Genomic DNA, 24,181 nt, shown 5'->3' with positions numbered 1-24,181 from the left:
TGTTATCGCAATGTTAAATTAAATACATATTAAAAGTTTAAAGGAAATAAATCATGAAAATTGTTAGTTTTTTACTGGCGGGCATGCTGATTACGCCAATTGTTGCACAGGCAAAAACACCACAACAATGGGCTGACTGTGCCGATAAGGTTGGGCGTACTATCGATGTACAAGAAGTTGGTAATATTGGCTATGAGTCAGAAATCAAAAGCAAGTGCGGTACACGTCCTGTTCCAACAACAGGTATGGCGAAACCAGATGGTAAACACCCACATGACGTTATACAGGCAGCACCTTGGAAAGCTCGTTTTCAGCAATTAGTTGGCAAATCATATGCAAATCTCACTTCAGCTTTAGTGGTATCCAGTGCAATGCAGCGTCAGGGTGATTGGCTGGTAGGCAGTGGTTATGACCCACGTGGGGCGGGTTCGAGTAAGGCTGTCATTGCGATCAATACCAAAACAGGAAAAGTCATGGCGGCTTATTCAGATACTGAAGATGGTGTTAAGTTCTTTGGCTTTGATGAAAATACCAAAGGTGTTCCAAGTAAATTTTCACAATGGGTTGCGGAAAGTGCAGCAGGCTGATTTGTTAGATGTATGTTTGGCTGATCATGACGTGTAGCAATCAATCAGCCATGGCAAAGGGATGCCAACAATAAATTTGTTCCATAAGTCCTTTTTAAAACCATAGATCAACATAAAATCCCCCTCATCCTAGCCTTCTCCCGAGGGAGAAGGAATTTTCAATACCAAAATGCTTTACTCCACATGATCATTTTTTTGATTTATGAAAGATCTTTAATGTTCAGCTTAAAATATCCATTGTGATTTAAAATCAGCAATTACAGGAAAATTACAATTTGGAGTTGTATAAATAGTTGTGTTAAAAGCTTAGGTTTGTTGTAGCAAAGATATGTTGTTTAGAGAGCAATCGACTGTTCAAAATACTGTGTTATTTCGAGTTACCATTTTGTATAAGAGCCTGAGTCTGTCATCAACACAGTCATATAAAAAAACAGCATTACTTAGCGATAATTAACAGTAAACAAGCTTTTAAAATAAGTTTTATAAGTATAATACGCCACTTGATGAAGTGGGATTGAATAAACTGTTGCAGTAAAAAATAGTGTTGCAAGAGGATCTTTTAATTAAGAAACCAATTATTAGACAAAGTTCAATTGTATTTTTTGTATTTATTGTTATTCAAATGTTATAATTTGTCTAAAGAAGGCTTTTTAAGCCAATTAAATTAGCTGATGTTGATGAATAAAACATGCTTCAATTAAATATTTCTAGGCTCACCTTGAGCGAAGATGGTGATACATTTTTAGCACTTGAAAAAATTCCTGCGATGCAACGTAGACGGTTATCAAGTATTGCTAAAATTGCACTGAATAGTGCAATTCAAAGTTTGCAGGGGATTCAGGTCGACTATATTGTTTGGAGCTCACAATATGGCGATGAAGAAAAAACACTTAAAATTTTACAAGATGTCTTGTCAGACCAAACCCCATCTCCGACACTTTTTTCAACCTCTGTACATAATGCAGTTTCAGGTTTGTATTCTATATTTTGTCAAGATGATACGCTCGCGACCAGTTTGGCAGCGTCATGGTCTGAAGCTTTAGTCGAAGCTTATGCTTATTTAAAAACCCACCACAATGCCAAAAATGCCTTGGTGATTTATTATGACCAAGCCTTGCCAGAAATATATGATGAGTATCAGAATTTTAAAGCTTTTTCATTGGCTGGAGTGGTCAGTTTAGAAAATCCCAATTTAAAAATCACTGTAGAAAATCTGCAACTGCAACAGAGCAAATATTTAGAGGCTCAAGATTTTAATGCGTTTTGGCACAATCAAAACCTGATAGAAAAGGCTGCTTGGGTCAAATGCTAAATATCAATAAAGTAAAGAAAAAGTTAAATTACGCTTGGCGTGTTGGTGCTACAGGTTTTAGTTTTGCAAGTTTTGGCTTGGGCGGAATTGTGATTGGGGGTGTGGTTGCACCATTGGTGAAAGTCAGCACATTTGATACAAGAAAAAGACAAGATCGTGCGCAAAAAGCCATTAAATATAGCTTTAAAGGCTTTACTGAAATGATGGTTAAATTGGGCATCATGACCTATGAGGTCGAAGGCTTGGAAAAGCTGGCCCATAGCCGTCAAGAGTTAGTCATTGCAAATCATCCAACCTTGATTGATGTGGTGATTTTGATTGGTTTAATGGAAAAGGCCAACTGTATTGTAAAAAAAGCACTTTGGCATAATCCATTTACATTGGGGCCAGTGCGTAGTGCAGGTTATATTTTAAATGAGGGATCTGAGCAATTCATTTTGGACTGCGTTAAAAAACTCCAAGAAAAAGATGCAGCCTCATTATTGATATTTCCAGAAGGGACACGAACAGAAAAGGGCGCATCACTGAATGAATTCCAACGTGGTGCGTCAAATATTGCGATTCGAGCGAATGTTCCAATTCGTCCGATTTTGATAGAATGCACGCCCTCGACACTGACCAAAAATGAAAAGTGGTATCACATTCCAAATGAACCATTTCACATTCAGATTACAGTGTTAGATGCGGTACATGTACACGATATATTGGATGATGCTGCTGTTAACTCAAAACAGGTGAAACAGCTCAATCATTTTTTGCACAACTTATTTAATCAAGCGTTAATTAAACAAGAGTTATCTACAAATGAGCAATCTTGCTGATGAGTTAAAAGAAATGATCATTGATGTGTTGGCTTTGGAAGATATTTCAATTGAAGATATTGATACCAATGCACCACTCTTTGGTGATGGATTAGGGCTGGATTCTATTGATGCCCTAGAATTAGGTTTGGCTTTGAAAAAACGCTATAACATTCATTTAAATGCTGAATCACAGGAAACCAAGCAACATTTCGCCTCTGTGCAAAGTTTAGTGGACTTGGTTGAAGCGCAACGCGCTGCTTAAGAGGTTGTTATGTTATCTGAAGAAATCGTCTTAACAAATCTACGTGAGTGGATGGAAGAACTATTTGAAATTGAACCTGCTGATATTCAGCTTGAGTCAAACCTGTATTCTGATCTAGATGTTGATAGCATCGACGCTATTGATTTAGTTGTTAAAATTAAAGAATTAACCGGTAAGCAAGTTAAACCTGAAGATTTTAAAAATGTCAGAACAGTGCAAGATGTTGTGGTTGTGATTCAAAATATGTCTGCAGAATGAAGCATTTGATCCGCAGTGGAGTCACCGTCTTATTTTTACTTTACCCATTTATCGTGGGCTACAGCCTAGCGCATGGTCATTTTATTTGGGTGAGTGCTTTGTTGGTTCTGCTTGGTGGATCACGCTTATTTTTAAAAAAAAGCGATCTTATGTGGCCATTGACTTGGTTTGCCATTATTTGTGGTGGGCTGAGTTTGATTTTAAAAGATCATGCTTGGTTAAAGCTGTATCCAGTATTGATGAGTGTGGGCGCGTTGATAATTTTTGCGACCACCTTAATCAAACCACCCTCAATGATTGAGCGTTTTGCACGTTTGGTTGAACCTGATTTTCCCGCGTCTGGGGTGATCTGGACCAAAAATGTTACGATTGTTTGGTGTGGCTTTTTTATTTTAAATGCCTGTATTGCGCTCTATACAGTGTTATTTAGCAGTACTCAAATGTGGGTACTTTATAATGGTTTTATTTCTTATCTTTTGATTGGTTTGTTATTTGCAGGTGAATTTGTACTGCGAAAAATTCATCAAGCTAAAAATCATACGAGTTAAAATAAACGCTTATGTTGTGTCATTTTCAAAGCCACATTCATGCTGAAAAATGTCTGTGTATCACCTCTGATTTTAGTGTCAAAACATTCTCCCAATTTTGGCAGGAGGTGTTGAGTGAAAAAACACACATTGAACAATCCGCTGAAAGTGCATGGGCCTTGTGGCAAAATGACAGTTATGATTTTTTAGTGTTATTTTTTGCAGTTTTACTGGCAGATAAACAGGTGATTCTCCCGCCAAATCGTGTGCGTGATTTGGAAAAAAGCTTAGCAGCTCAGAATATTTATTTTATTGAACGACAGAATAAACAGATTAATCCTGTGGTTGAAGATACTCAACACATTGATCTAAATGATGATCTTTTAAATCGTGCAGCAGTGTTTTTTTATACTTCGGGTTCTACAGGGCAACCTAAAAAGATTCCGCGTACCCTAAAACAGCTGCTTAATGAAGTCCAAGGTTTAGATCAAAGTTTTGATCTAGCAGAAAATGCACTGGCGCTTGCTACAGTCAGTCATCAACATATTTATGGTCTATTGTTTAAATTACTTTGGCCACTTGCCAGTGGCAGAGCTTTTTATAATCTGCAATTGGCATTTCCTGAAGATGTGGTTGAAGCACAAAAAAAGCTACAGCATTTAAGCCACGATCACTTTGGTTCAAATCATTATGTGGTTTCCAGCCCAGCACTTTTAAAACGTTGGACCTCTGATGTATTACTTGAGCAGTATTCAGTGGTTTATTCTTCAGGTGGTAAATTAGATGCTGGAGTACGTCCACTGCTCAATGCCAGTATCACCGAAATTTTTGGTAGTTCCGAAACGGGCGGTATTGCCTATCGCACACAAGATGAGGCGCTTTGGACGCCGTTTGCAGATGTCGAAATTAGCGTTACAGATGCAGGTGAACTGGGTGTCTTGACTCAACATGCGTATATCAATGATTGGATCTACACCGCAGATAAAGTCGAAGTATCTGTGCTTGATGATCGAAAAAGTCAGTTTCAGCTTCAAGGCCGCTTAGACCGTATTGTTAAGCTTGAAGAAAAGCGTTTAAGTCTTGATTCTATTGAAAGTAGTATTGTTGAATTGCCAGAAGTCAGTGAATGTCATACATTGATCATTGAAAAAGATCATCGACAAATTTTGGCATGTGTGGCGGTATTGTCTGAACAAGCTCAATTAGAACTTAAACACAGTCATAAGCGTGCATTTGTCGCAAAAATAAAACAGCAACTTGCAGATAAATTGGAATATATTGCGATACCGAGGCAATGGCGTTTTTTAAGCCAATTACCGAAAAACGCCCAATCAAAGCTCAATAAAAATTATATGAAATCATTATTTGAAAACTTAAATTTACCCGTGGTTTTAGCATCGCATATTGATGCCAATAGCGCAGAATTTAAATTAGAATTTATTCATGAACTGGCTGCTTTTAATGGGCATTTTCCTGATCACCCGATTTATCCTGGTGTTGGGCAAATTGCTTTTATTCAAAAGTTCGCTAAAGAGATCTGGGCTGATCTAGATTGGTGTACAGCATTAGAGCAAATTAAGTTTCAGGAATTGATCCAACCGCATGCCGTGGTTTTACTTAAACTTGAGCGTAAAGCAGATAAAATCAGTTTTCAATTGCAGCAGGCTGAACAGTCTTTAGCATCAGGACGTTTGGTTTTTGCTACTACGGTTAACGCTTAGGAGACAGATGATGCAGCAATATCGATTGGGTTTTGTGATTCCTGTGTATAACCATCCGCATTATATCAAAGCATTACTGGACTATATTCACCCTTATGGTTTGCCAGTGGTTTTGGTCAATGATGGTAGTGATATTGAATGTTCGACCTTGTTGCAAGAATTGGCGCAGCAGCATAAAAATGTATATCTGGTTGAGCATGCGACCAATCAGGGCAAAGGTCAGGCCGTGATGACAGGTTTATATCAGGCACAAGATCTCGGCTGGACACATGTTTTACAAATTGATGCAGATGGGCAGCACGATTGGCAGGATATTGAAAAATTTATCACCATCTCAGCACAACATCCTCAAGCAATGATTTTGGGACAGCCGATCTTTGATGAAACGGTGCCGAAAAAGCGTTTGTATGGTCGTTATGTCACCCATGTCTGGGTTTGGATTAATAGCTTGTCACTTGAAATCAAAGATAGTATGTGCGGTTTTCGTATTTATCCACTTGATCAAACCATTCACGTCCTCAATCGAGCAAAATTCCAACCACGCATGGGTTTTGACAGTGAAATTTTAGTGCGTCTAAAGTGGGAACAAGTTCAGTTTATCAATGTGCCTACTGCTGTGATTTATCCAGAACAAGGTATTTCACATTTTAATTTGTGGAAAGATAATTTAGGACTCAGTAAAGCACATGCGCGACTTTTTGCAGGCATGTTGATTCGCTTACCTAAACTGTTGGCACAAAAAACCAAAGGTTCAGCACATGACTGAATCACATACAAAACGATGGAGTGAGCTTAAAGAAAAGGGGGGAATGTTACCTTTGATGTTAATGCTTTGCTTCTACCGTTTTGGTGGGCGTTTTTTGTGTAAGCTGGTGCTGTATTTCATCATCATGTGGTACTGGATCTTTTCTCGTACAGCGCGTCAGGCTTCATTACTTTATTTACAAAAGTTGCATCATTTTGCTCAAAAAAAGTCACCATTTTCACATCAGCCGAATATGAGTCATTCGTATATTCATTTGATGACATTTGGTGAGTGCATTTTGGATAAAATTGAAGGCTGGCTGGGAAAAGTCGCAGAAGAAAAGCTGATTTTGCATGGGCATGCGCATTTTCGGGAAAATTATAAAAAAGGTGCGATCATTGTGGTATCGCATTTTGGCAATATCGAATTGCTACGTGCGATCAAATCTGATCATCAGCAAAAAATCAATGTATTGGTTTATCAAAAGCATGCCAGTAAATTTAATGAATTTCTTAAAAAGCTCAATCAAAAAGCCGATGTGCATCTGATTTCGGTCGATGAACTTGGCGTTGATACTGCGATTCTTTTGCAGGAGAAACTGGATCAGGGTGAGTGGATCATCGTGGCAGCAGATCGAGTGCCGGTTCAATCGCAACGTGTCGAAAATCTTAAATTTTTAGCTGATCAGTCCGCTTGGCCGCAAGGACCTTGGATTTTAGCGAGTTTACTGAAAGTTCCGATATTGGCGGTTTTCTGTTATCGCAAGCAAGACAACTTTCATGTGCATATCCATTCAATCGCTCAAAAACTTAATTTTCCGCGACAAACCCGCAACCAAGCCATAGCTGAAGTCATACAACGCTATGTTCAACTGGTCGAACAGCATTGCGTAGATGCACCTTATCAATGGTTTAATTTTTATAATTTTTGGAACAAATAAAAATGCAGACACTTGTCATCGGAGAAAAACCACTTTCAATTGAAGAGGTTGTTGCTGTCGCAAATCAACAGCTCAAAGTGGCGCTGCCTAAGTCTGAAAGTTGGCAGGCATTGATTCAACGAGGTGCTGATTTTCTCGATCAATTATTGCAAGAAGAAGGCGTCATCTATGGGGTAACTACAGGTTATGGCGATTCTTGTTTGGTTGAAGTACCTGCACATCAGGTCAATGAATTGCCTTTGCATTTATCTCGTTTTCACGGTTGTGGTTTGGGGCAAAATCTGGACTTGATCACTGCTCGTGCTGTGATGGTGACTCGATTATGTTCTTTGGCGCGTGGCTATTCAGGGGTATCGCATGCTTTACTTGAGCGTTTGGTTTGGATGCTTAATGAAAATATTATTCCAGTGATTCCTTCAGAAGGTTCTGTCGGCGCCAGTGGTGATTTAACCCCATTGTCCTATATTGCAGGGGCATTGGTCGGTGAACGGGATGTTTACTATCAAGATAATATCGTTGCAGTTGCGGATGTTTATGCTGAATATGCGATACAGCCTTTGGCACTCAGACCCAAAGAGGGACTTGCCATTATGAATGGTACTGCGGTAATGACCGCAATGGCCTGTTTAAATTATAAAAAAGCTGAGCAGATTAGTTTGGCAAGTACTTTAATTACAGCATTAAATGTGTTGGCATTAGAGGGCAATCCAAGCCATTTTGATGAGGTGTTATTTGCTCAGAAACCACATGCAGGTCAGCAGGAGATTGCCAAGCAACTGCGTGAATGGTTAAACGATAAAGTACAAACAGAGCATCAAAGTCCACGTTTGCAAGATCGTTATTCGCTGCGTTGTGCACCACATATTATTGGAATCTTTGAAGATTCTAAAACTTGGCTTAGACAATTTATTGAAAATGAATTGAACTCAAGCAATGACAATCCCTTAATTGATCCGATCAATTTACGCGTGTTACATGGTGGGCACTTCTATGGTGGACATATCGCTCAGGCTATGGATAGCTTAAAAATTATGATTGCCAATATTGCTGATTTGATGGATCGTCAGCTTGCACAGTTGGTCGATCATAAAATGAATCATGGTTTACCGCGCAATTTGACTGGTGCTAAAACTGATCGCTTACCACTCAATCATGGTTTTAAAGCCGTACAGATTGGCGTGTCAGCTTGGACTGCCGAAGCGCTTAAACAGACGCTTGCCGCTTCAATTTTTTCACGTTCAACCGAGTGCCATAATCAAGATAAAGTCAGTATGGGCACGATTGCCGCACGTGATGCCAGTCGGGTGATTTTATTGACCGAACAAGTGATTGCTGCATTGAGCTGTGCTGCGGTTCAAGCAATTGAACTGAGAGGATTGGCACAACAATTAAGTCCAGTGCTGGGTTTGTTTAGACACTGGGTACTGAAAGAATTTCATTTTGTTGAAGAAGATCGTCCATTGCAAAAAGAGCTACAAGCGATAGTGGATCATCTTGAAAATCTCAGTCTGTTAAACTGCAATCTGTTGCAGCACAAGCAGGAGAACGCTGATGTATGCTGATGTCATTATTGATGTTCCATTTCATGATGTAGATACCATGAATGTGGTTTGGCATGGGCATTATCTCAAATATTTTGAAATTGCCCGTTGCAAATTATTGGATCAATTTGACTATAACTATAATCAAATGAAAGATTCAGGTTATGCATGGCCAGTGATTGAAAGTTATGTCCGTTATGCACAGGGTATTATTTTTGGGCAACATATTCGAGTACGTGCGACTTTAAAAGAATGGGAAAACCGTTTAAAAATCGAGTATCAGATTTTTGATGCAGAATCGGGTAAACGCCTCACCAAAGGTTTTACCAGTCAGGTGGCAGTCGAGATAGAAACTCGAGAAATGTGCTTTCAGTCACCACAAATATTTTTAGACCGCCTATATGCATGGTCTGAATTTAAGACCAAATAGGGGGGCATAAAAAATGTTGAATTTTAAAAATAGAATCAAACTGATCATTACCAGTATGATGTTTATGGTTGTGACGGCATTTCCTTTGGCAAGTTATGCAGAAAGTTCTAAAGTTGGGCAAATTTTTCAACAGCTTTCCCAAACACCTGTTGTTCGTGCCCATTTTGAGCAGCAAAAAAAGCTCACCTCGTTAAATAAAACTTTTAGCTCAAATGGACAGGTTTTATTTTCCAAAAGCCAAGGGGTGATTTGGCAGATTCAAAAGCCTGTTCAAGCGGATTTGATTGTTACCCCAAAAAAGTTGCTACAAAAAACCCAGCGAACCATGAGTCAACTTGAGATTGATAACAGTCAATATGGTTCAGTGGCGACCATGTTTTTACAGTTAATGGCAGGTGATGAAACGGCCTTAGCCAAAAATTTTAATGTGGTTGCTGCCAATTACACAACATCAGCTTGGGATGTCACATTGACCCCAAAAAGTGCGTTTTTTAAAAAATTGTTTGTCAAAGTGAATGCGCAAGGTGGACGTTATGTCAATCGTATTGTGATTACTGAACAAGCCAATAATATGACGATTATTAATTTTAGTCAGCAGACGGCTCAACCTCAAACTTTATCGGCGTCTGAGAATGCACTTTTCCAATTGGCAAAATAAACTCACTGCAATTTGGTTGATATTTTTAGTCATCATTGCGATCGGACTGGGATTTACATGGATGCAAAAAGGCATTCACATCCAGACCAATATTTTTGCTTTACTGCCAAAAGTAAAGCAGGACAAACAGCTTGAGCAAACCGAACACTATGTCAGTGAGCAATTGAACAATAAAGTGTTCTTGGTGATTGATGCAAAATCATCTGAACAAATTGATCAAGCAACACAGATATTAAGGGCTGGTGTTCAACAGTCGAATTTGTTTGAGCCATTAAAAGCACAAGTTGATACCGAAGATTTTGCCAGAACTTTATATGCACATCATGCAGGCTTAATCAGTTCGCAAGATCAAGCAATCTTAAAACAACAGGATTATGCGGCACTGACTGAACAAAGTTTGATGCAAATCATGAGCCCGGGTATGCCAATCACTGAGGGCTTACTTCAACAAGATCCATTGTTATTATTTCCACGTTATGCCATGGGGCTTGCAAGCCTGCAACAGCATTCAAATATCGAAATACAAGATGGTTTTGCCACAATTGCGGATGAGCAAGGTTATTCCCGACTATTTAATTTAGAACTTTTAAAAAGTCCTTATGATATTGAGTATCAAGAACAAACTACCCAATGGATGACTAATGTTAATCAGCAATTGAGCAAGATCGGGGTGAAACCGCACTGGACTGGAACAATTGTTTTTTCGCATTTTGGTACCCAATCTGCAAAGAATGAAATTTCTACAATCGGCGTGGGTTCGAGTATCGGTGTCTTGCTTTTGGTCTGGTTTGGCTTCCGTTCCATTCGCCCGATGTTGACTGAGTTTATTGCGGTTGCCACTGGGTCAATGGTGGCTTTTGCGGTAACCCACTGGATATTTTCCGAAATACATCTGATGACTTTGGTTTTTGGTGCAAGTCTGATTGGGGTATGTGTCGATTTTTCCTTTTACTTTATGGCGATGCAATCGCAGCAACGACATCTCAATGGATTTGCCGTATTAAAGCCGATTTTACCCAGTTTGTTGATCGGGCTTTCAACCACATTGCTGGCTTATTTATTTTTAAGTTTCACCCCTTTTCCGGGCTTTAAGCAGATTGCCGTATTTTCAATGGTGGGCTTAACTGCCGCTGGAATCACCAGTCTATTATTACTACCGCGTTTACCTGCCTTAAATGCTGAACCCGCAATACGCAGATTAAGCTTTATTGGCACATGGCGTAATTATTTTTTAGCGCACGCAACAAAGCGTTATCTGTTGATTTTTGTGATCTTTGTGGTTTCAGGATCAAGTTTGCTGCTGATCAAAAGTAATGATGATGTGCGTAATTTACAAAGTATGGATCAACATTTAAAGCAGGAAGATCAATATATCCGTTCTCGTTTTGGGCAAGCGCAGGGCAGTGATTATTTTGCAATTTATGCAAATTCAGCAAAGGACCTTGCAAGGCAAGAACAACACTTGATCCATGCGCTTTTTCAGTTAAAACAACAGGGCAAAATTGACGGATTTCAAGCAATAGGGCAAACGATTCCTTCGCTGGAACAGCAACAGCAGAATGTTGAAGCGCTACAGAAAATTCCAAAATCAGTACTGGTGGAATATGCAAGCGCGATGCAACTTGATCCTAAAGATGTCCTGAGTTGGCAAGCAAGATTGTCTCAACAATCATTGTTAAATTTAGATCAGTTTGCTGCCCATCCTTTGGCATTCTTACAGGTTAATTCGCAGCAAAGATTGATTTTGATTCAAGGCATAAAAGATGTAACAGCTGTAGAGGCTTTGCAAGATCAGCAGAATAAGCTGGTTCGCCCTGTACATAATTTATCGCGCTTATTCCAAGACCATCGGATCCAAGCTGAATATCTTTTTGTTTATGCATTAATTGCCTTAGCGATCGGTTTAATGCTGATCTATGGGATTAAATCGGTGTTTGCTTTGATGGTGCCTGTGACTTTGGCGTTGATGAGCACTTTTGCATTACAGGCATGGATGGGCGTTGAGATTAATCTATTTAGTGTAATGGGAGTTTTTCTCATCTTGGGGATTGGTGTGGATTACGCCATTTTCTACCGTCAAGGGCACGATCATCCGCATGTGGTCGGGATGGCATTATTTCTCTGTATGATGTCGACGTTGTTGGGGTTCGGTTTATTGGCGTTAAGCCATACTTATGCAATACATTGTTTTGGGTTAACGGTTCTTTTTGGGGTAATTTTTTCGTTTATCTATGCCACGCTGTTTACTCCGGCAGACTCAAAATTAAATCAAAATCAATTAATCAGTCAAAGAACTGAACATTAAGGTGAATACATGAAGGGTTTAGATTTACAACAAACAGATGTCGTGATCATCGGGGCAGGACCATCGGGAAGTTCCGCAGCAGCACTGCTTCGACACAAAGGTTATCAAGTGGTGATCATTGAAAAGCAGCATTTTCCTCGCTTTTCGATCGGTGAATCACTTTTGCCACAATGTATGGTGTTTTTAGAAGAGGCCGGTTTATTAGACACAGTTCGTGAACATGTTGAAGAATATGCATTTCAATTTAAAAATGGAGCAGCATTCTTACGTGGTCATCAACGCAGCTACTACGATTTTACTCAAAAATTTAGTGAAGGTCCTGGAACGACATGGCAGATTAGACGTGCCAATTTCGACCATCTTTTAGCACAGCAAGCTGAACAATATGGGGCTGAAATTCGTTTTGGACATGAGGTTGTTGCAGTTGATGTAGAGCTTGATCATCCTCTATTAACGGTTAAAGATGAGCAGCAAAATATCTATCAAATTCAGGCTAAATTTTTACTGGATGCCAGTGGCTTTGGCCGTATTTTGCCGAAACTTCTTGATCTGGAAAGTCCTTCAAATTTTCCAGTACGCCGTGCGGTGTTTAGTCATATTGAAGATGGGATCTTGGATGATCCTGAATTTGACCGAAATAAAATCCTGATTACGGTACATGAAAAAGATCACCGTGGCTGGTATTGGTTAATTCCGTTTGCAGATGGTCGTTGTTCATTTGGGATTGTGGCTGAACAGGATTTCTTTGATCATTATGGTTATATCTCTGATGAGCCTGAAGCCTTATTGGCTTTATTTAAAGATATTCTTGCAGATGAACCGAGTTTGTCGCAGGTACTGCGCAATATGAAGTTTGATACGCCAATCCGTACTTTGGTGGGCTATTCAGCAAATGTTAAAACCTTGGCACAGCGCAATTTTGCTTTGCTGGGCAATGCGGGTGAATTTTTAGATCCTGTGTTTTCATCTGGGGTGACCATTGCACTCAAGTCTTCAAGTTTGGCGGTACCTTTAGTCGATCAAGTCTTACAAGGTGGGCAAGTAGACTGGATGCAAGAATATGAAAAACCTTTGCGTAAAGGAATCAAAGTATTTCGCGCTTATGTAGAAGCATGGTACGACGGTGAGTTTCAAGATGTGGTATTTTCAAAAAATCAAAATGAAAAAATCCGTCGTATGATTGCGTCATTATTGGCGGGCTATGCTTGGGATGAAACTAATCCAATCTATCGCAATGCACGACAACGCTTAAATACCTTGGCTGAGTATTGTCGTCATGATCTGGAACAGAGCAAAATACTTGAGAGCGAATAATGCAAATTTGGTTAAAAACAATGAGCATCAGTCTGTTGTTAGCGCTGGGTGCCTGTCAAAGTATGTATCCACAGCCACAAGGTCTGGTTCCTGTGGTTTGGTCTGCTGATCCAGCCTTGGCGCATTATCAGCGTCAAGATCAAGTTGAAGTTGTCTGGAAAAATCAAAGTTTTAGCTTTTTACTCTACCAAGAACAGCAGGCGAAAAACTTGCAAATGTTTGCTTTAAGCTTAACTGGACAGCAACTGTTTAGACTGGATTTCGATGGTCAAAAAGTACAGGTGCATGAAAGGATAAAACCGATGCGTTTGTTACCCTTTGATTTTGTGGTTCGAGATATTCTGTTTGCAACTTATCCTGATTTTGCAAAAAATCATTTAGAAAATGTTAAAGTGAAACAGGGCGTTGATCAGACTGAAATTGAGATTGATCAAAAAAATGTTTTAACGATAAAAACGCGTGCTGATCATATTGAGCTGGATAACCTGCAAGTTCCTTATCAAATGATCTTTAGCCCTGTGGAAAATACTTTAAAAGACAATTCATTAGAGCAAAATGAAGTGGAAGATCTGCAAAAAAATGACAAAAAAGATTGATTTAAACCATCCCGCTGTAGGCATTCATTGTTCAGCCAGTTTATCTGCTTTAGGTGATCATCCTGAACAGGTCAAGGCACAATTGACCTCATTGGAAAACAGTTTAACCCTGAATAAATCTTTGATTTTTGATCAGCCCGTATGGGTGGGTGCTTATGCACATCCGTTATGTAGCGATATTCCAGTTGCGCTACAAAACTATGACTCGCGTAATTTACGTTTTGCTTTAACTGCGCTTGCACAATGTGAATCTGAGTTACGTGACTATGTGGCTAAGTTTGATAAAAAGCGGCTTGCAATCATTGTGGGGACCTCAACGTCAGGTATTTCGGACAATGAACCCTTATTAAAAGCCTACTTTCAAGGCCAAACTGAAACAGTGATTCAACAGCAAAAGCAGGAAATGGGTAATCTCGCCAAAGCTTTGCAAATTTATTTGGGCTGGGACGGTCTTGCGTATACGATTTCTACGGCTTGTTCTTCAAGTGCTAAAGCTTTTGCCAGTGGGCAACGTTTGATTAATGCAGGGCTTGCCGATGCTGTATTGGTGGGTGGCGTAGATACCCTCGCTAAACTGACCTTGAACGGCTTTAACAGTCTGGAAAATTTGAGTGCAGGTATCTGTAGCCCATGTGGATATCAGCGGGATGGGATCAATATTGGTGAGGCCGCAAGCTTATTTTTACTCAGTAAAGAACCAGCGCCGATCATGTTGATTTCTGCGGGTGAATCTATGGACGCATGGCATATTTCTGCACCGCATCCAGAAGGCAAAGGCGCAGCAACTGCAATGCAAAAAGCACTGGATCAGGCGCAATTAAAAGCTTCAGATATTCAATATCTTAATTTGCATGGCACCGCAACCACGCACAATGATGATATGGAAATTAAAGCAGTCCGACAGGTCTTTCAGGACTATGCCGTTCCATTGAGTAGTACTAAGCATAAAACTGGACACTGTTTAGGTGCTGCGGGCGCATTGGAAGCCTATATTTGTACACAAGTGCTTAAAGATCAAAACTGGTTACCCCTTCATCAAAATGGTGCGATTGATCCTGAATTGGATGATCAGCATTACGTTGAACAGGATGATTTAAATCAAACTACTCAATTTGATCCTGTGCGTTTTGTGATGAGTAATTCATTTGCCTTTGGCGGTAGTAATGTCAGCCTTATTTTTGGAACTGAAATCAAATGAGTTTAGATGCTATTCAATTTATTCCGCATGAAAAACCGATGGTTTTTGTTGATCAACTGCTTGAGCTAGGGGAAAATTTTGCACTTGCCAATCTAACCATTACTCCTGAATTGATGTTTAGTGATGAACAAGGTTTGCCGACTTGGAGTAGTATTGAACTCATGGCACAAACGATTAGTGCCTTTGCCGGTGCAAAAGGACAAAAAATGGGGCAAACGCCACAAATTGGTTATTTGCTCGGAACACGCAAATTAAATTTACCTTTGGCTTATTTTGAATTTGGTAAAACATTGACCATTCGGGCTGAACAACAATATTTACATGAAGGCTTGGCACAATTCTCTTGTGAAATAAGCTATGAAGAACATAAAATTAGCGCAGTTTTAAGTGTTTATGAACCACCTGTGAAAGCTGAGCAATAAGTAGGAATTAAGTGTGTCGAGAAGAATATTAGTGACGGGATCTAGTCGAGGAATTGGTAAAGCAATTGCTTTAACTTTAGCAAAATCTGGCTTTGATGTGGTGGTGCATGCACGTTCTAGACGTGCTGATGCTGAGCAAGTGGTCGCTGAAATCCAAGCGTTGGGGCAAAACAGTTATGCGCTACTTTTTGATGTCACACAACGTGAAAATACCCGACAGATACTGGAACAAGATATCGAGCTTCATGGTGCATTTTATGGTGTAGTGCTAAATGCAGGTTTAACCCATGATGGCGCATTTCCAGCTTTAACCGACAATGACTGGGATGAAGTAATTTCGACCTCATTGGATGGTTTTTATAATGTATTAAAACCTTTAGTGATGCCGATGATTCGCCTAAAACAAGGCGGGCGTATTGTGACGCTTTCTTCTGTTTCCGGCATTATGGGCAATCGTGGTCAAGTCAATTATAGTGCGGCAAAAGCGGGATTAATTGGTGCGACCAAAGCTTTGGCTTTAGAACTGGCAAAAAGAAAAATTACCGTAAATTGTGTTGCGCCGGGGCTGATTGAAACGGAAATGGTCACGGAAGAAGTAAAAGAACATGCTTTAAAAATGATTCCCTTACAACGTATGGGGCAGGTTGATGAAGTGGCGCATACCGTGAACTTTCTCTGCTCTGATCACGCAAGCTATATTACTCGTCAAGTCATTTCGGTGAATGGGGGACTGATTTAATGAAACGTGTTGTTGTGACGGGAATGTCGGGAATCACCTCACTGGGTGAAACGGCCGATGAAATTTTTGCCCAATTCCAAGCATCAAAAAATGGCATTCGTGCGATGCCTGATTGGGAAATTTATACCGATTTACGTTGTAAAATTGCAGGCCCAGTAGAACACTTTGAGGTACCCAAACATTTTAATCGTAAAGTGACACGAGGTATGGGACGAGTTGCATTGATGTCGGTGATTTGTGCTGAAAAAGCATTGGCAGATGCAGGCTTGATCGATCATCCTATTTTGAAAAGTGGCGATGCTGGTGTTGCTTTTGGCTCTTCTGCAGGGAGTGTCGATGCGGTCAAAGAGTTTGGGAAAATGCTCATAGACAACGACATGAGCCGTTTAAATGCGACCACGTATATTCGCATGATGTCACATACCAGCGCTGTGAATATGACGGTTTATTTTGGTTTAAAAGGTTTAACCTTACCCACATCAAGTGCCTGCACTTCAGGTTCAATGGCCATCGGACAGGCGTTTGAAGCAATTAAACTAGGTAAACAAACGCTGATGCTTGCGGGTGGTGCTGAGGAGCTCAGTGCGACAGGTTCAGCTGTATTCGATGTGTTATTAGCCACCAGCGGGATGAACGACACCCCTGAAAAAACACCACGGCCATTTGATAAAAATCGTGATGGATTGGTGATTGGTGAAGGTGCTGGCTGTTTAGTGCTAGAAGAATATGAACATGCACTGGCCCGTGGTGCAACGATCTATGCAGAAGTCATCGGTTATGCCAGCAATACCGATGGTGAACATGTCACTCGTCCAAATTCAGAAATGATGGAAAGATGCATGCGCATGGCACTTAAAGATGCCGCAATTTCTGCGCAAGAGGTTGATTATATCAACGCGCATGGGACTTCGACAGATCAAGGCGATGTTGCCGAAACCCAAGCCACTGCACGTATATTTGGTAAAAAACCGATCAGCTCATTAAAAAGTTATTTTGGACATACTCTAGGTGCATGTGGTGCAATCGAAGCTTGGCTGAGTATAGAAATGCTGCAACGCCAACAGTTTATCCATACTTTAAATTTGGATGAAATTGACCCATTATGTGGTGATTTGGATTATATCGTGCAAGAGCCACGAGAGATGAATGCAAAAACCATCATGACCAATAATTTTGCATTTGGAGGGATCAACACCTCCATTATTTTAAAACATACTTAAAAGAGGAAAAAAACGATGTCATTTAAACACTTGGTTGTTGCTTCAACTTTATGCTTTGCTGGAATCGTCTCTGCACAGGCTGCGGACACTGTTCATAATCTCAATTTTAAAGCAGCTGTAGATCAAGCTGTGGCTGATGGATTTTTAGATGGATCGGTAAAATTTTATCTTGCTGGGACTAAATCTGGCGGTCAAGTTTTAGAAAAAGCGGTTGTCAGCAATAAAAAAACCAATGGTTTTGGAAAGTCTGCGGAAAAGGCTTGTGATCATGTATTACGTTCAGCATTGATCCAATTGCAAAGCGCAGCAAAAGACAAAGGTGCTAATGCAGTGACCAATATTGTGAGCTATTTCAAAGCAAATGAATCAAAAAACACCACAACATATCAATGTTATAAAGGTACAGCACTTGCGAGTGTGGCTTTAAAAGGCGATATCGTTAAATTCTAAGCGGTAAACATGAGCCAATGTCTAGTAATCTTTTAGAATATGAGATGGACATTGGCTCATGCTTTTGAATTTATTAAAAAAATAATATTTAACGATTAAAAATTTCATTAGCCTATTCAATTAAATGTCCCGTGCATTGTGCCGAAATGTTTTTGATTTGTGCCGTATCCAGTTCTAAGTTATCCCATTTGCACATTTGTTGAATAATCCATTCAAAATCATCTGGTTTAGGTCGGTCCTGTGTCCCAAAAGAACGAATAATATTTTGTATTTTATGAAACGCATAGGTATGCACCAAATGTGAACAGTTAAAGCGGATAATCTGGCTGTCTTCTAACATGTGCCATATGGGTTGTAGTGATTGCAAGGTGCTTAAATCATGCTGTGCTTGCTGAATCGCCGTCTGCAATGCATTTAAGGTATTCGGATGTTTGTTTGCCCATTCATGGGTGGTCGCCAAAACTTTATCTGCGACTTCAGGAATAATCTGTTTACTCTCGGCAATCACATAACTATAACCTTCAATCTGCGCTTGGATATTCCAAGGTTCACCGACACAGAATCCATCGATGAGTTGTGATGAAATCGCATCCACTATATAGGAAGGGGGCAGTGTGGAGAGTTGATATTTTTTGGCCAAATCTGGGTCTGCCAAAGCCAACCATTCTCTCAAACAATAATGGTGGATGGACTGTTTAAACACATGAGCCAGTTGTATTTTATCGCCTTGTTTTAAGGCTTGAACCACTTTCACTGCTGACGCTTGCGCAGTATCTTGCGTGTGAATTTTTAACTCATAGCAGAGTTTTTGGCTCAAGCTGATAAATGCACGATTGGTACTCAACACCAATGCGGTCTGTAAGGGAATACCCAGTTGATCATTGCCTGTCGCAGCAGCGGGAAGCATGGCAGAAAGACAATGTGCGGCATCTAAAATACCAAAAGCTAAACGGTCACGTAGGCTGGCCCATGAAGGCTCTTTTACCAACGTAACATTCAGACCTTGCTCAGTAAAATAGCCTTGATGGTGTGCCCAAAGTATTGCAGTGCAATCCAATAAAGGAATATAGCCTAATTGAATGTCTGTGGTTTCAAGTGTATGCATTGTTTATTCCTTGAAATTAGCTTGGAGCAAGGCTTGGGCGTCGATTAACTTTCTTGCCATTTCCCCCATGGTGATACGGTGACTCATGGCATTTTTTCGTAACAAACTGAAGGCTTGTTCTTCTTCAATTTGATGCATCTGCATCAGCATCACTTTGGCTTTTTCAATATCTTTTCGGTCTGCTAGTTTGCATTTGGTTTCATTGAGATCTTTTAACAGTTTTTTATGTTTTTTAAATTGTTCAATTGAAATTTCTAAAATACTTTCCAGTTTTTCAGGGTCGATGCCATCGACAATATAGGCAGTTACACCTGCTTCAATGGCACTTTTGATGGTGTCTTTTTGCGAGTTTTTAGTGAAAAGCACAGTGGGCAAATCAAACTGACTTACGCAGCTTTCAATAATATCTCGATGTGGATGGTCCATATCCAGCAAAATCACATCGGTATGTAAGTGTTGAAGATCTGTACTGTTTAAATGGTCAATCATCAGGCATGCGACCACCTCGAAACCATGTTCGATCAAAGATGATTTGATAAAAGATGCCCGCTCTATATCATCATCGATCAGGGCAATTCTTAATTTTGGCATGTCGCTACTCAGATTTGTCCTGACATGAACTTTCAGCATATAAGCAATTTAGATGCCAATATCTCGGATTAAATTTGCTGTTTAAAATCATAGTCGCAGGATGTTAAAGAAAAGTGATGCACTTTATTGACGCAATTTGCCTCCTAAACATGCAGTTTTATGATTTACATTTTATCCGCACAGACAGAAAACATGATGGTTGATTGCGCTATTTATGCACGACCATTAAATCATAAGTACTGAGTATTCAAGCAAAATAAAAAAATATATAGCCAAAATATAAAACTGGCATGAACTATGCATTGATTTAATCCAAGTCAAAGAAGACTTTCAAAATTTGTAAGACGGCCAACGACGTCCGTTCTGATCGTTACTGATATGCCTCGTGCATAACAGCAACTTATATGCGTTCAGTTCAGGAGATCGAAGCTATGTCTTCAAATTTAGATGCGAAAAAAGCGACAAAGATTCATCTTTTCAATTTTAGCAGCGCAGCAATGCGGGCCTTCCATATGAGTTGGCTCGCCTTTTTTGTCTGTTTCTTTGCATGGTTTGCTTGTGCGCCGTTAATGCCTGTGATTGCAGGTGAATTCCATCTGACTAAAGATCAAATTGCCAATATTAATATTGCCGCGGTGGCCATCACGATTTTAGTTCGTCTGATCGTGGGTCCCTTATGCGATAAATACGGTCCTCGTAAAACCTATACCGCATTACTGATTATCGGCAGTATCCCTGTATTTGGTGTGGCATCTGCCAATAGTTATGAATCCTTTCTATTTTTCCGTCTATTGATAGGTGCAATTGGTGCCAGCTTTGTCATCACGCAATATCACACCAGTATTATGTTTGCGCCAAATGTGGTGGGAACTGCAAATGCAACCACCGCAGGTTGGGGCAATGCGGGCGGTGGCGCAACTCAAGCCTTGATGCCATTGATGCTTGCCGCATTGGTGATGTTTGGTGTTGAACAAGCCATGGGCTGGAGAATTGCGCTGATTGTACCTGGTGTGCTGATGTTAATCGTCGGTGCAATGTACTGGAAGTTTACGCAAGATTGCCCACAAGGTGATTTTAAAGAACTTCGTGCACAAGGTCTGCATGTGGGCAGTGATAAAAAAGGTGGTATGGCGATTTTACTGCATGCTGCAAAAAACTATCGTGTTTGGATTCTGTTCGGTGCTTATGCAGCTTGTTTTGGTATCGAAATTTTTATTCACAACATTGTCGCAATGTACTACGTAGATCACTTCAAATTTGGTTTAAAAGAAGCGGGTATGGCCGCAGGGATTTTTGGCTTACTGGCGCTGTTTGCCCGTGCACTTGGCGGTATTGTTTCAGACAAGGTGGCGACTAAAAAAGGTCTCGATGGCCGGACTAAAGTATTGTTTGCCATGATCCTGTTAGAAGGCGTATTTCTGATTGTCTTTTCACAAATGAATACCGCAATTCTGGCGATTCTGGTCATGACCGTATTTGCTTTGTTTACCCATATGGCTTGCGGTGCGACCTATGCACTGGTTCCATTTATTGATCGTGATGCTTTGGGTGGTGTGGCTGGCATTATCGGGGCCGGCGGTAATGTCGGTGCTGTTGCTGCTGGTTTCTTATTAAAAGGCATGTTGGATATTCAAACGACGCTGATGGTTTTAGGTGGTTTGGTGGTGATTGCTGCAAGTTGTGTATTGATGATCCGTTTTTCGGTTGAACATAAAGAGAAAGAGCAAAAGTTATTTGAAGCTGCGGTACTTGAGCGAAATAGCATGGAACAAAATGCTGTAAGTCTTAAACAAAACAGTGCGACTTAATTGAATAACAAGAGCAAAAACAATCGAGGAGAATCGATATGAAATTAGTGATGATTGGTCATGGAATGGTTGGGCACAAATTTATTGAATCTGTGCTGGAACATGCAGGTGATGAAGTTGAAATCACGATTTTGGCAGAAGAACCCCGTTTAGCTTATGACCGTGTACATTTGACTGAATATTTTACAGGCAAGTCTGCAAAAGATTTAACCCTCTGTCGTGCTGACTTTGCCGATGCTTATGGTATCGACCTGCGCTTAAACACCAAAGCTACTGATATAGATACCTGCAATAAATGCATCACCACCAATCATGGCGATGTGATTAGCTATGACAAATTGGTGCTTGCGACGGGTTCCTATGCTTTTGTTCCACCAATTTCAGGTCACGACCGTAACAACTGTTTTGTTTACCGTACCATTGATGACTTGGATGCGATTCGGGCAGCGAGTTTATCGGCAAAATCGGGTGTGGTCATTGGCGGTGGTTTGTTGGGTTTGGAAGCTGCCAAAGCGCTTCGTGATTTAGACTTGGAAACCCATGTTGTTGAATTTGCACCCCGTTTAATGGCAGTACAAATTGATGATTTGGGCGGAAAAGTTTTACGCGCCAAAATTGAAAATTTAGGCGTGAAAGTCCATACCCAAAAGGCCACTTCGGCTATAGAAGACGGTGTGAATAGCACCCATGTGATGAAGTTTGCAGATGGTTCAGAACTTGAAACAGATATTATTCTATTTTCAGCGGGGATTCGCCCACGTGATGAATTGGCGCGCCAAAGTGGTTTAGCTTTAGGTGAGCGTGGCGGTATTGTGATCAACGATTACTGCCAAACTTCAGATGCAGACATTTATGCAATTGGTGAATGTGCCTTATGGAACAATAAAATTTATGGTTTAGTGGCGCCTGGTTATGACATGGCACGGATTGCGGCAAAACATGTGATGCAACAAAGTTGCCCTACATTTGCTGGCGCAGACATGAGCACCAAGCTAAAACTGATGGGTGTCGATGTGGCATCGGTAGGCGATGCTCATGCCATGACTGCAAATGCATTGAGCTATTTCTATGCCGATGAGGATGCAATGGTCTATAAAAAGATCGTGGTCAATGCAGAGAAAACCCAATTACTAGGTGCGGTACTGGTCGGTTGCGCCAAAGAATATAACGACTTATTGCAAATGATGCTCAATGGATTGGCTGTACCTGAAAATCCAGAAAGTTTAATCATGCCGGGCTATGCACAATCTTCAGCAAAAGCGGGAGGTAGTGGTGTAGATTTATTGCCAGACAGTGCCACGATTTGTTCATGTAATAACGTTTCTAAAGCAGATATTTGTAGTGCAATTGCAGAGGGTTCGACCTCATTAGGTGCATTAAAAAAATGTACCAAAGCCGCAACCGCATGTGGTGGATGTGCACCCTTAGTGACCCAAGTTTTAAAATCTGAATTACAACGTCAAGGGGTAACGGTCAATAATCATCTTTGTGAACACTTTGCTTACTCACGCCAAGAGTTGTATCACTTGGTACGGGTCAATGAAATTAAAAGCTTTGATGATTTGATTCAACAACATGGGCATGGTTTAGGTTGTGATATTTGCAAACCTACAGTGGCCAATATCTTGGCATCTTGCTGGAATGACTTTGTTCTCACCTCAAATCATGCTGGGTTGCAAGACAGTAATGACTACTATCTAGGCAATATTCAAAAAGATGGTTCGTATTCTGTTGTACCACGTATGGCAGGCGGTGAAGTGACGCCAGATGGTTTGATTGCAGTCGGTCAGATTGCCAAAGAATATGGTTTATATACCAAGCTAACCGGTGGGCAACGGGTAGACTTATTTGGAGCACAAGTCCATCAATTGCCAGAAATTTGGGAAAAGCTGATCAATGCTGGTTTTGAGTCTGGTCATGCCTATGGCAAGTCATTACGTACCGTTAAATCTTGTGTTGGGAGCACATGGTGTCGTTATGGTGTCGATGACTCTGTCGGTTTAGCCATCTTCCTTGAAAATCGCTACAAAGGTTTGCGTTCCCCACATAAATTAAAAATGGCAGTTTCGGGTTGTACCCGTGAGTGTGCCGAAGCACAAAGCAAAGATGTTGGGGTGATTGCCACTGAAAAAGGCTGGAACTTATATGTCTGTGGCAATGGGGGAATGAAACCTCGCCATGCAGAACTTTTAGCTTCTGACCTAGATACGCAAACTTTAATTCAATATATCGACCGCTTTTTTATGTTCTATATCCAAACAGCGGATCGTTTACAACGGACTTCAGTATGGCGTGACAATATGGAAGGTGGTTTGGATTATCTTAAAGATGTTGTTGTACATGATTCCTTAGGGGTTGCTGCTGAACTTGAACGTCGAATGAGCCATGTGGTGGGCACTTATCAAGACGAATGGCGCACTGCGGTGGAAGATCCTGAAGTACGTAAACGTTTTGTGACCTTTATTAATGCCAAAGCTGAGCAACAGCAAGATCCACATATTCAGTTTGCCAAAGTCCGTGGGCAAATTCGCCCAAAAACTGAATCAGAACGTGATCAGAGCCGTATTCCTGTAGTTGAAGCATAAGGTTGAAGCATAAGCATATGAACACTTGCTTTATTGGCCTTATTCCACAGCTTAAAAACAAGTC

The 24,181-nt window shown here is 40.5% G+C and carries 24 protein-coding genes; 22 read left to right on the top strand and 2 right to left on the bottom strand.

All coding sequences use genetic code 11. The features are described 5' to 3' along the window. Positions 1-53: 53 nt before the first annotated feature. From PYV58_RS16015 to PYV58_RS15920, 20 genes are all read left to right on the top strand, one after another. Positions 54-587: a hypothetical protein gene (locus PYV58_RS16015; protein ID WP_004722210.1), complete on the top strand. Its 534-nt coding sequence runs from the start codon at positions 54-56 to the stop codon at positions 585-587. A 688-nt stretch (positions 588-1,275) separates the two neighbouring features. Beyond that, entirely contained in the window at positions 1,276-1,899 is a 624-nt protein-coding gene (locus PYV58_RS16010) for a beta-ketoacyl synthase chain length factor (protein WP_034613996.1), read from the top strand. Beyond that, the gene (locus PYV58_RS16005) at positions 1,893-2,720 is read left to right on the top strand and encodes a lysophospholipid acyltransferase family protein (protein ID WP_034613994.1); all 828 of its coding nucleotides are present in this window, start codon (positions 1,893-1,895) and stop codon (positions 2,718-2,720) included. Before PYV58_RS16010 ends, PYV58_RS16005 begins: the two co-directional genes overlap by 7 nt. Then, positions 2,704-2,964 carry a phosphopantetheine-binding protein gene (locus PYV58_RS16000; protein WP_004819853.1) on the top strand — a complete coding sequence of 87 codons (261 nt, stop codon included), beginning with the start codon at positions 2,704-2,706 and terminating at the stop codon, positions 2,962-2,964. The genes PYV58_RS16005 and PYV58_RS16000 overlap by 17 nt, the downstream gene beginning before the upstream one ends. A gap of 9 nt (positions 2,965-2,973) precedes the next feature. Beyond that, positions 2,974-3,222 carry an acyl carrier protein gene (locus PYV58_RS15995; RefSeq protein ID WP_004819854.1) on the top strand — a complete coding sequence of 83 codons (249 nt, stop codon included), beginning with the start codon at positions 2,974-2,976 and terminating at the stop codon, positions 3,220-3,222. After that, positions 3,219-3,770 carry a septation protein IspZ gene (locus PYV58_RS15990; protein ID WP_034613992.1) on the top strand — a complete coding sequence of 184 codons (552 nt, stop codon included), beginning with the start codon at positions 3,219-3,221 and terminating at the stop codon, positions 3,768-3,770. Before PYV58_RS15995 ends, PYV58_RS15990 begins: the two co-directional genes overlap by 4 nt. An 11-nt stretch (positions 3,771-3,781) precedes the next feature. After that, a complete protein-coding gene (locus PYV58_RS15985) occupies positions 3,782-5,470 on the top strand; it encodes an AMP-binding protein (protein ID WP_034613990.1) in 1,689 nt (562 codons plus the stop codon). Between the two features lie 10 nt (positions 5,471-5,480). Beyond that, the gene (locus tag PYV58_RS15980; RefSeq protein ID WP_034613988.1) at positions 5,481-6,236 is read left to right on the top strand and encodes a glycosyltransferase family 2 protein; all 756 of its coding nucleotides are present in this window, start codon (positions 5,481-5,483) and stop codon (positions 6,234-6,236) included. Continuing rightward, a complete protein-coding gene (locus tag PYV58_RS15975) occupies positions 6,229-7,155 on the top strand; it encodes an acyltransferase (RefSeq protein WP_034613986.1) in 927 nt (308 codons plus the stop codon). Before PYV58_RS15980 ends, PYV58_RS15975 begins: the two co-directional genes overlap by 8 nt. A 2-nt stretch (positions 7,156-7,157) precedes the next feature. Next, positions 7,158-8,717, top strand: coding sequence for an aromatic amino acid ammonia-lyase (locus tag PYV58_RS15970; RefSeq protein WP_034613984.1), 1,560 nt, complete (start codon positions 7,158-7,160; stop codon positions 8,715-8,717). After that, entirely contained in the window at positions 8,707-9,126 is a 420-nt protein-coding gene (locus PYV58_RS15965; RefSeq protein WP_034613982.1) for an acyl-CoA thioesterase, read from the top strand. Before PYV58_RS15970 ends, PYV58_RS15965 begins: the two co-directional genes overlap by 11 nt. 58 nt (positions 9,127-9,184) lie before the next feature. Continuing rightward, a complete protein-coding gene (locus PYV58_RS15960; protein WP_227504241.1) occupies positions 9,185-9,784 on the top strand; it encodes an outer membrane lipoprotein carrier protein LolA in 600 nt (199 codons plus the stop codon). After that, positions 9,759-12,089: a 1-acyl-sn-glycerol-3-phosphate acyltransferase gene (locus tag PYV58_RS15955; protein ID WP_034613978.1), complete on the top strand. Its 2,331-nt coding sequence runs from the start codon at positions 9,759-9,761 to the stop codon at positions 12,087-12,089. Before PYV58_RS15960 ends, PYV58_RS15955 begins: the two co-directional genes overlap by 26 nt. A 9-nt stretch (positions 12,090-12,098) precedes the next feature. Next, complete coding sequence (locus tag PYV58_RS15950) at positions 12,099-13,403, top strand: NAD(P)/FAD-dependent oxidoreductase (protein ID WP_034613976.1); 1,305 nt, start codon at positions 12,099-12,101, stop codon at positions 13,401-13,403. Further along, positions 13,403-13,999 carry a DUF3261 domain-containing protein gene (locus PYV58_RS15945; RefSeq protein WP_034613973.1) on the top strand — a complete coding sequence of 199 codons (597 nt, stop codon included), beginning with the start codon at positions 13,403-13,405 and terminating at the stop codon, positions 13,997-13,999. Before PYV58_RS15950 ends, PYV58_RS15945 begins: the two co-directional genes overlap by 1 nt. Next, entirely contained in the window at positions 13,983-15,197 is a 1,215-nt protein-coding gene (locus PYV58_RS15940; RefSeq protein ID WP_034613971.1) for a beta-ketoacyl-[acyl-carrier-protein] synthase family protein, read from the top strand. Before PYV58_RS15945 ends, PYV58_RS15940 begins: the two co-directional genes overlap by 17 nt. Beyond that, positions 15,194-15,619, top strand: coding sequence for a 3-hydroxylacyl-ACP dehydratase (locus PYV58_RS15935; protein WP_034613969.1), 426 nt, complete (start codon positions 15,194-15,196; stop codon positions 15,617-15,619). Before PYV58_RS15940 ends, PYV58_RS15935 begins: the two co-directional genes overlap by 4 nt. A gap of 13 nt (positions 15,620-15,632) precedes the next feature. Further along, entirely contained in the window at positions 15,633-16,358 is a 726-nt protein-coding gene (locus tag PYV58_RS15930) for a 3-ketoacyl-ACP reductase FabG2 (protein WP_004819879.1), read from the top strand. After that, the gene (locus PYV58_RS15925; RefSeq protein ID WP_034613967.1) at positions 16,358-17,578 is read left to right on the top strand and encodes a beta-ketoacyl-ACP synthase; all 1,221 of its coding nucleotides are present in this window, start codon (positions 16,358-16,360) and stop codon (positions 17,576-17,578) included. Before PYV58_RS15930 ends, PYV58_RS15925 begins: the two co-directional genes overlap by 1 nt. Before the next feature lie 15 nt (positions 17,579-17,593). Further along, positions 17,594-18,028, top strand: coding sequence for an excinuclease (locus PYV58_RS15920; RefSeq protein ID WP_034613965.1), 435 nt, complete (start codon positions 17,594-17,596; stop codon positions 18,026-18,028). 112 nt (positions 18,029-18,140) lie between these two features. On the opposite strand, the gene PYV58_RS15915 is transcribed toward PYV58_RS15920, so the two are convergent. Both PYV58_RS15915 and PYV58_RS15910 read right to left on the bottom strand, forming a co-directional pair. Continuing rightward, on the bottom strand, positions 18,141-19,133 hold the full coding sequence (locus tag PYV58_RS15915; protein ID WP_275059578.1) for an ABC transporter substrate-binding protein: 993 nt from the start codon (positions 19,131-19,133) through the stop codon (positions 18,141-18,143). A gap of 3 nt (positions 19,134-19,136) precedes the next feature. Continuing rightward, a complete protein-coding gene (locus PYV58_RS15910; RefSeq protein ID WP_034613961.1) occupies positions 19,137-19,724 on the bottom strand; it encodes an ANTAR domain-containing protein in 588 nt (195 codons plus the stop codon). A 431-nt stretch (positions 19,725-20,155) separates the two neighbouring features. Between PYV58_RS15910 and PYV58_RS15905 the strand changes: the two genes are divergently transcribed. Both PYV58_RS15905 and nirB read left to right on the top strand, forming a co-directional pair. Further along, positions 20,156-21,532, top strand: coding sequence for an MFS transporter (locus PYV58_RS15905; protein ID WP_004819891.1), 1,377 nt, complete (start codon positions 20,156-20,158; stop codon positions 21,530-21,532). A gap of 38 nt (positions 21,533-21,570) precedes the next feature. Beyond that, positions 21,571-24,117 (top strand): nitrite reductase large subunit NirB, encoded by a 2,547-nt coding sequence (gene nirB, locus PYV58_RS15900; protein ID WP_034613959.1) that lies wholly within the window; start codon positions 21,571-21,573, stop codon positions 24,115-24,117. The last annotated feature ends 64 nt before the right edge of the window (positions 24,118-24,181 follow it).

The organism is Acinetobacter sp. TAC-1, assembly GCF_029025845.1.
GTDB classification, from domain to species: Bacteria; Pseudomonadota; Gammaproteobacteria; order Pseudomonadales; family Moraxellaceae; genus Acinetobacter; species Acinetobacter guillouiae.
Note: the sequence above shows the minus strand (reverse complement) of the source record. Positions and strands in the feature narration are given on the sequence as shown.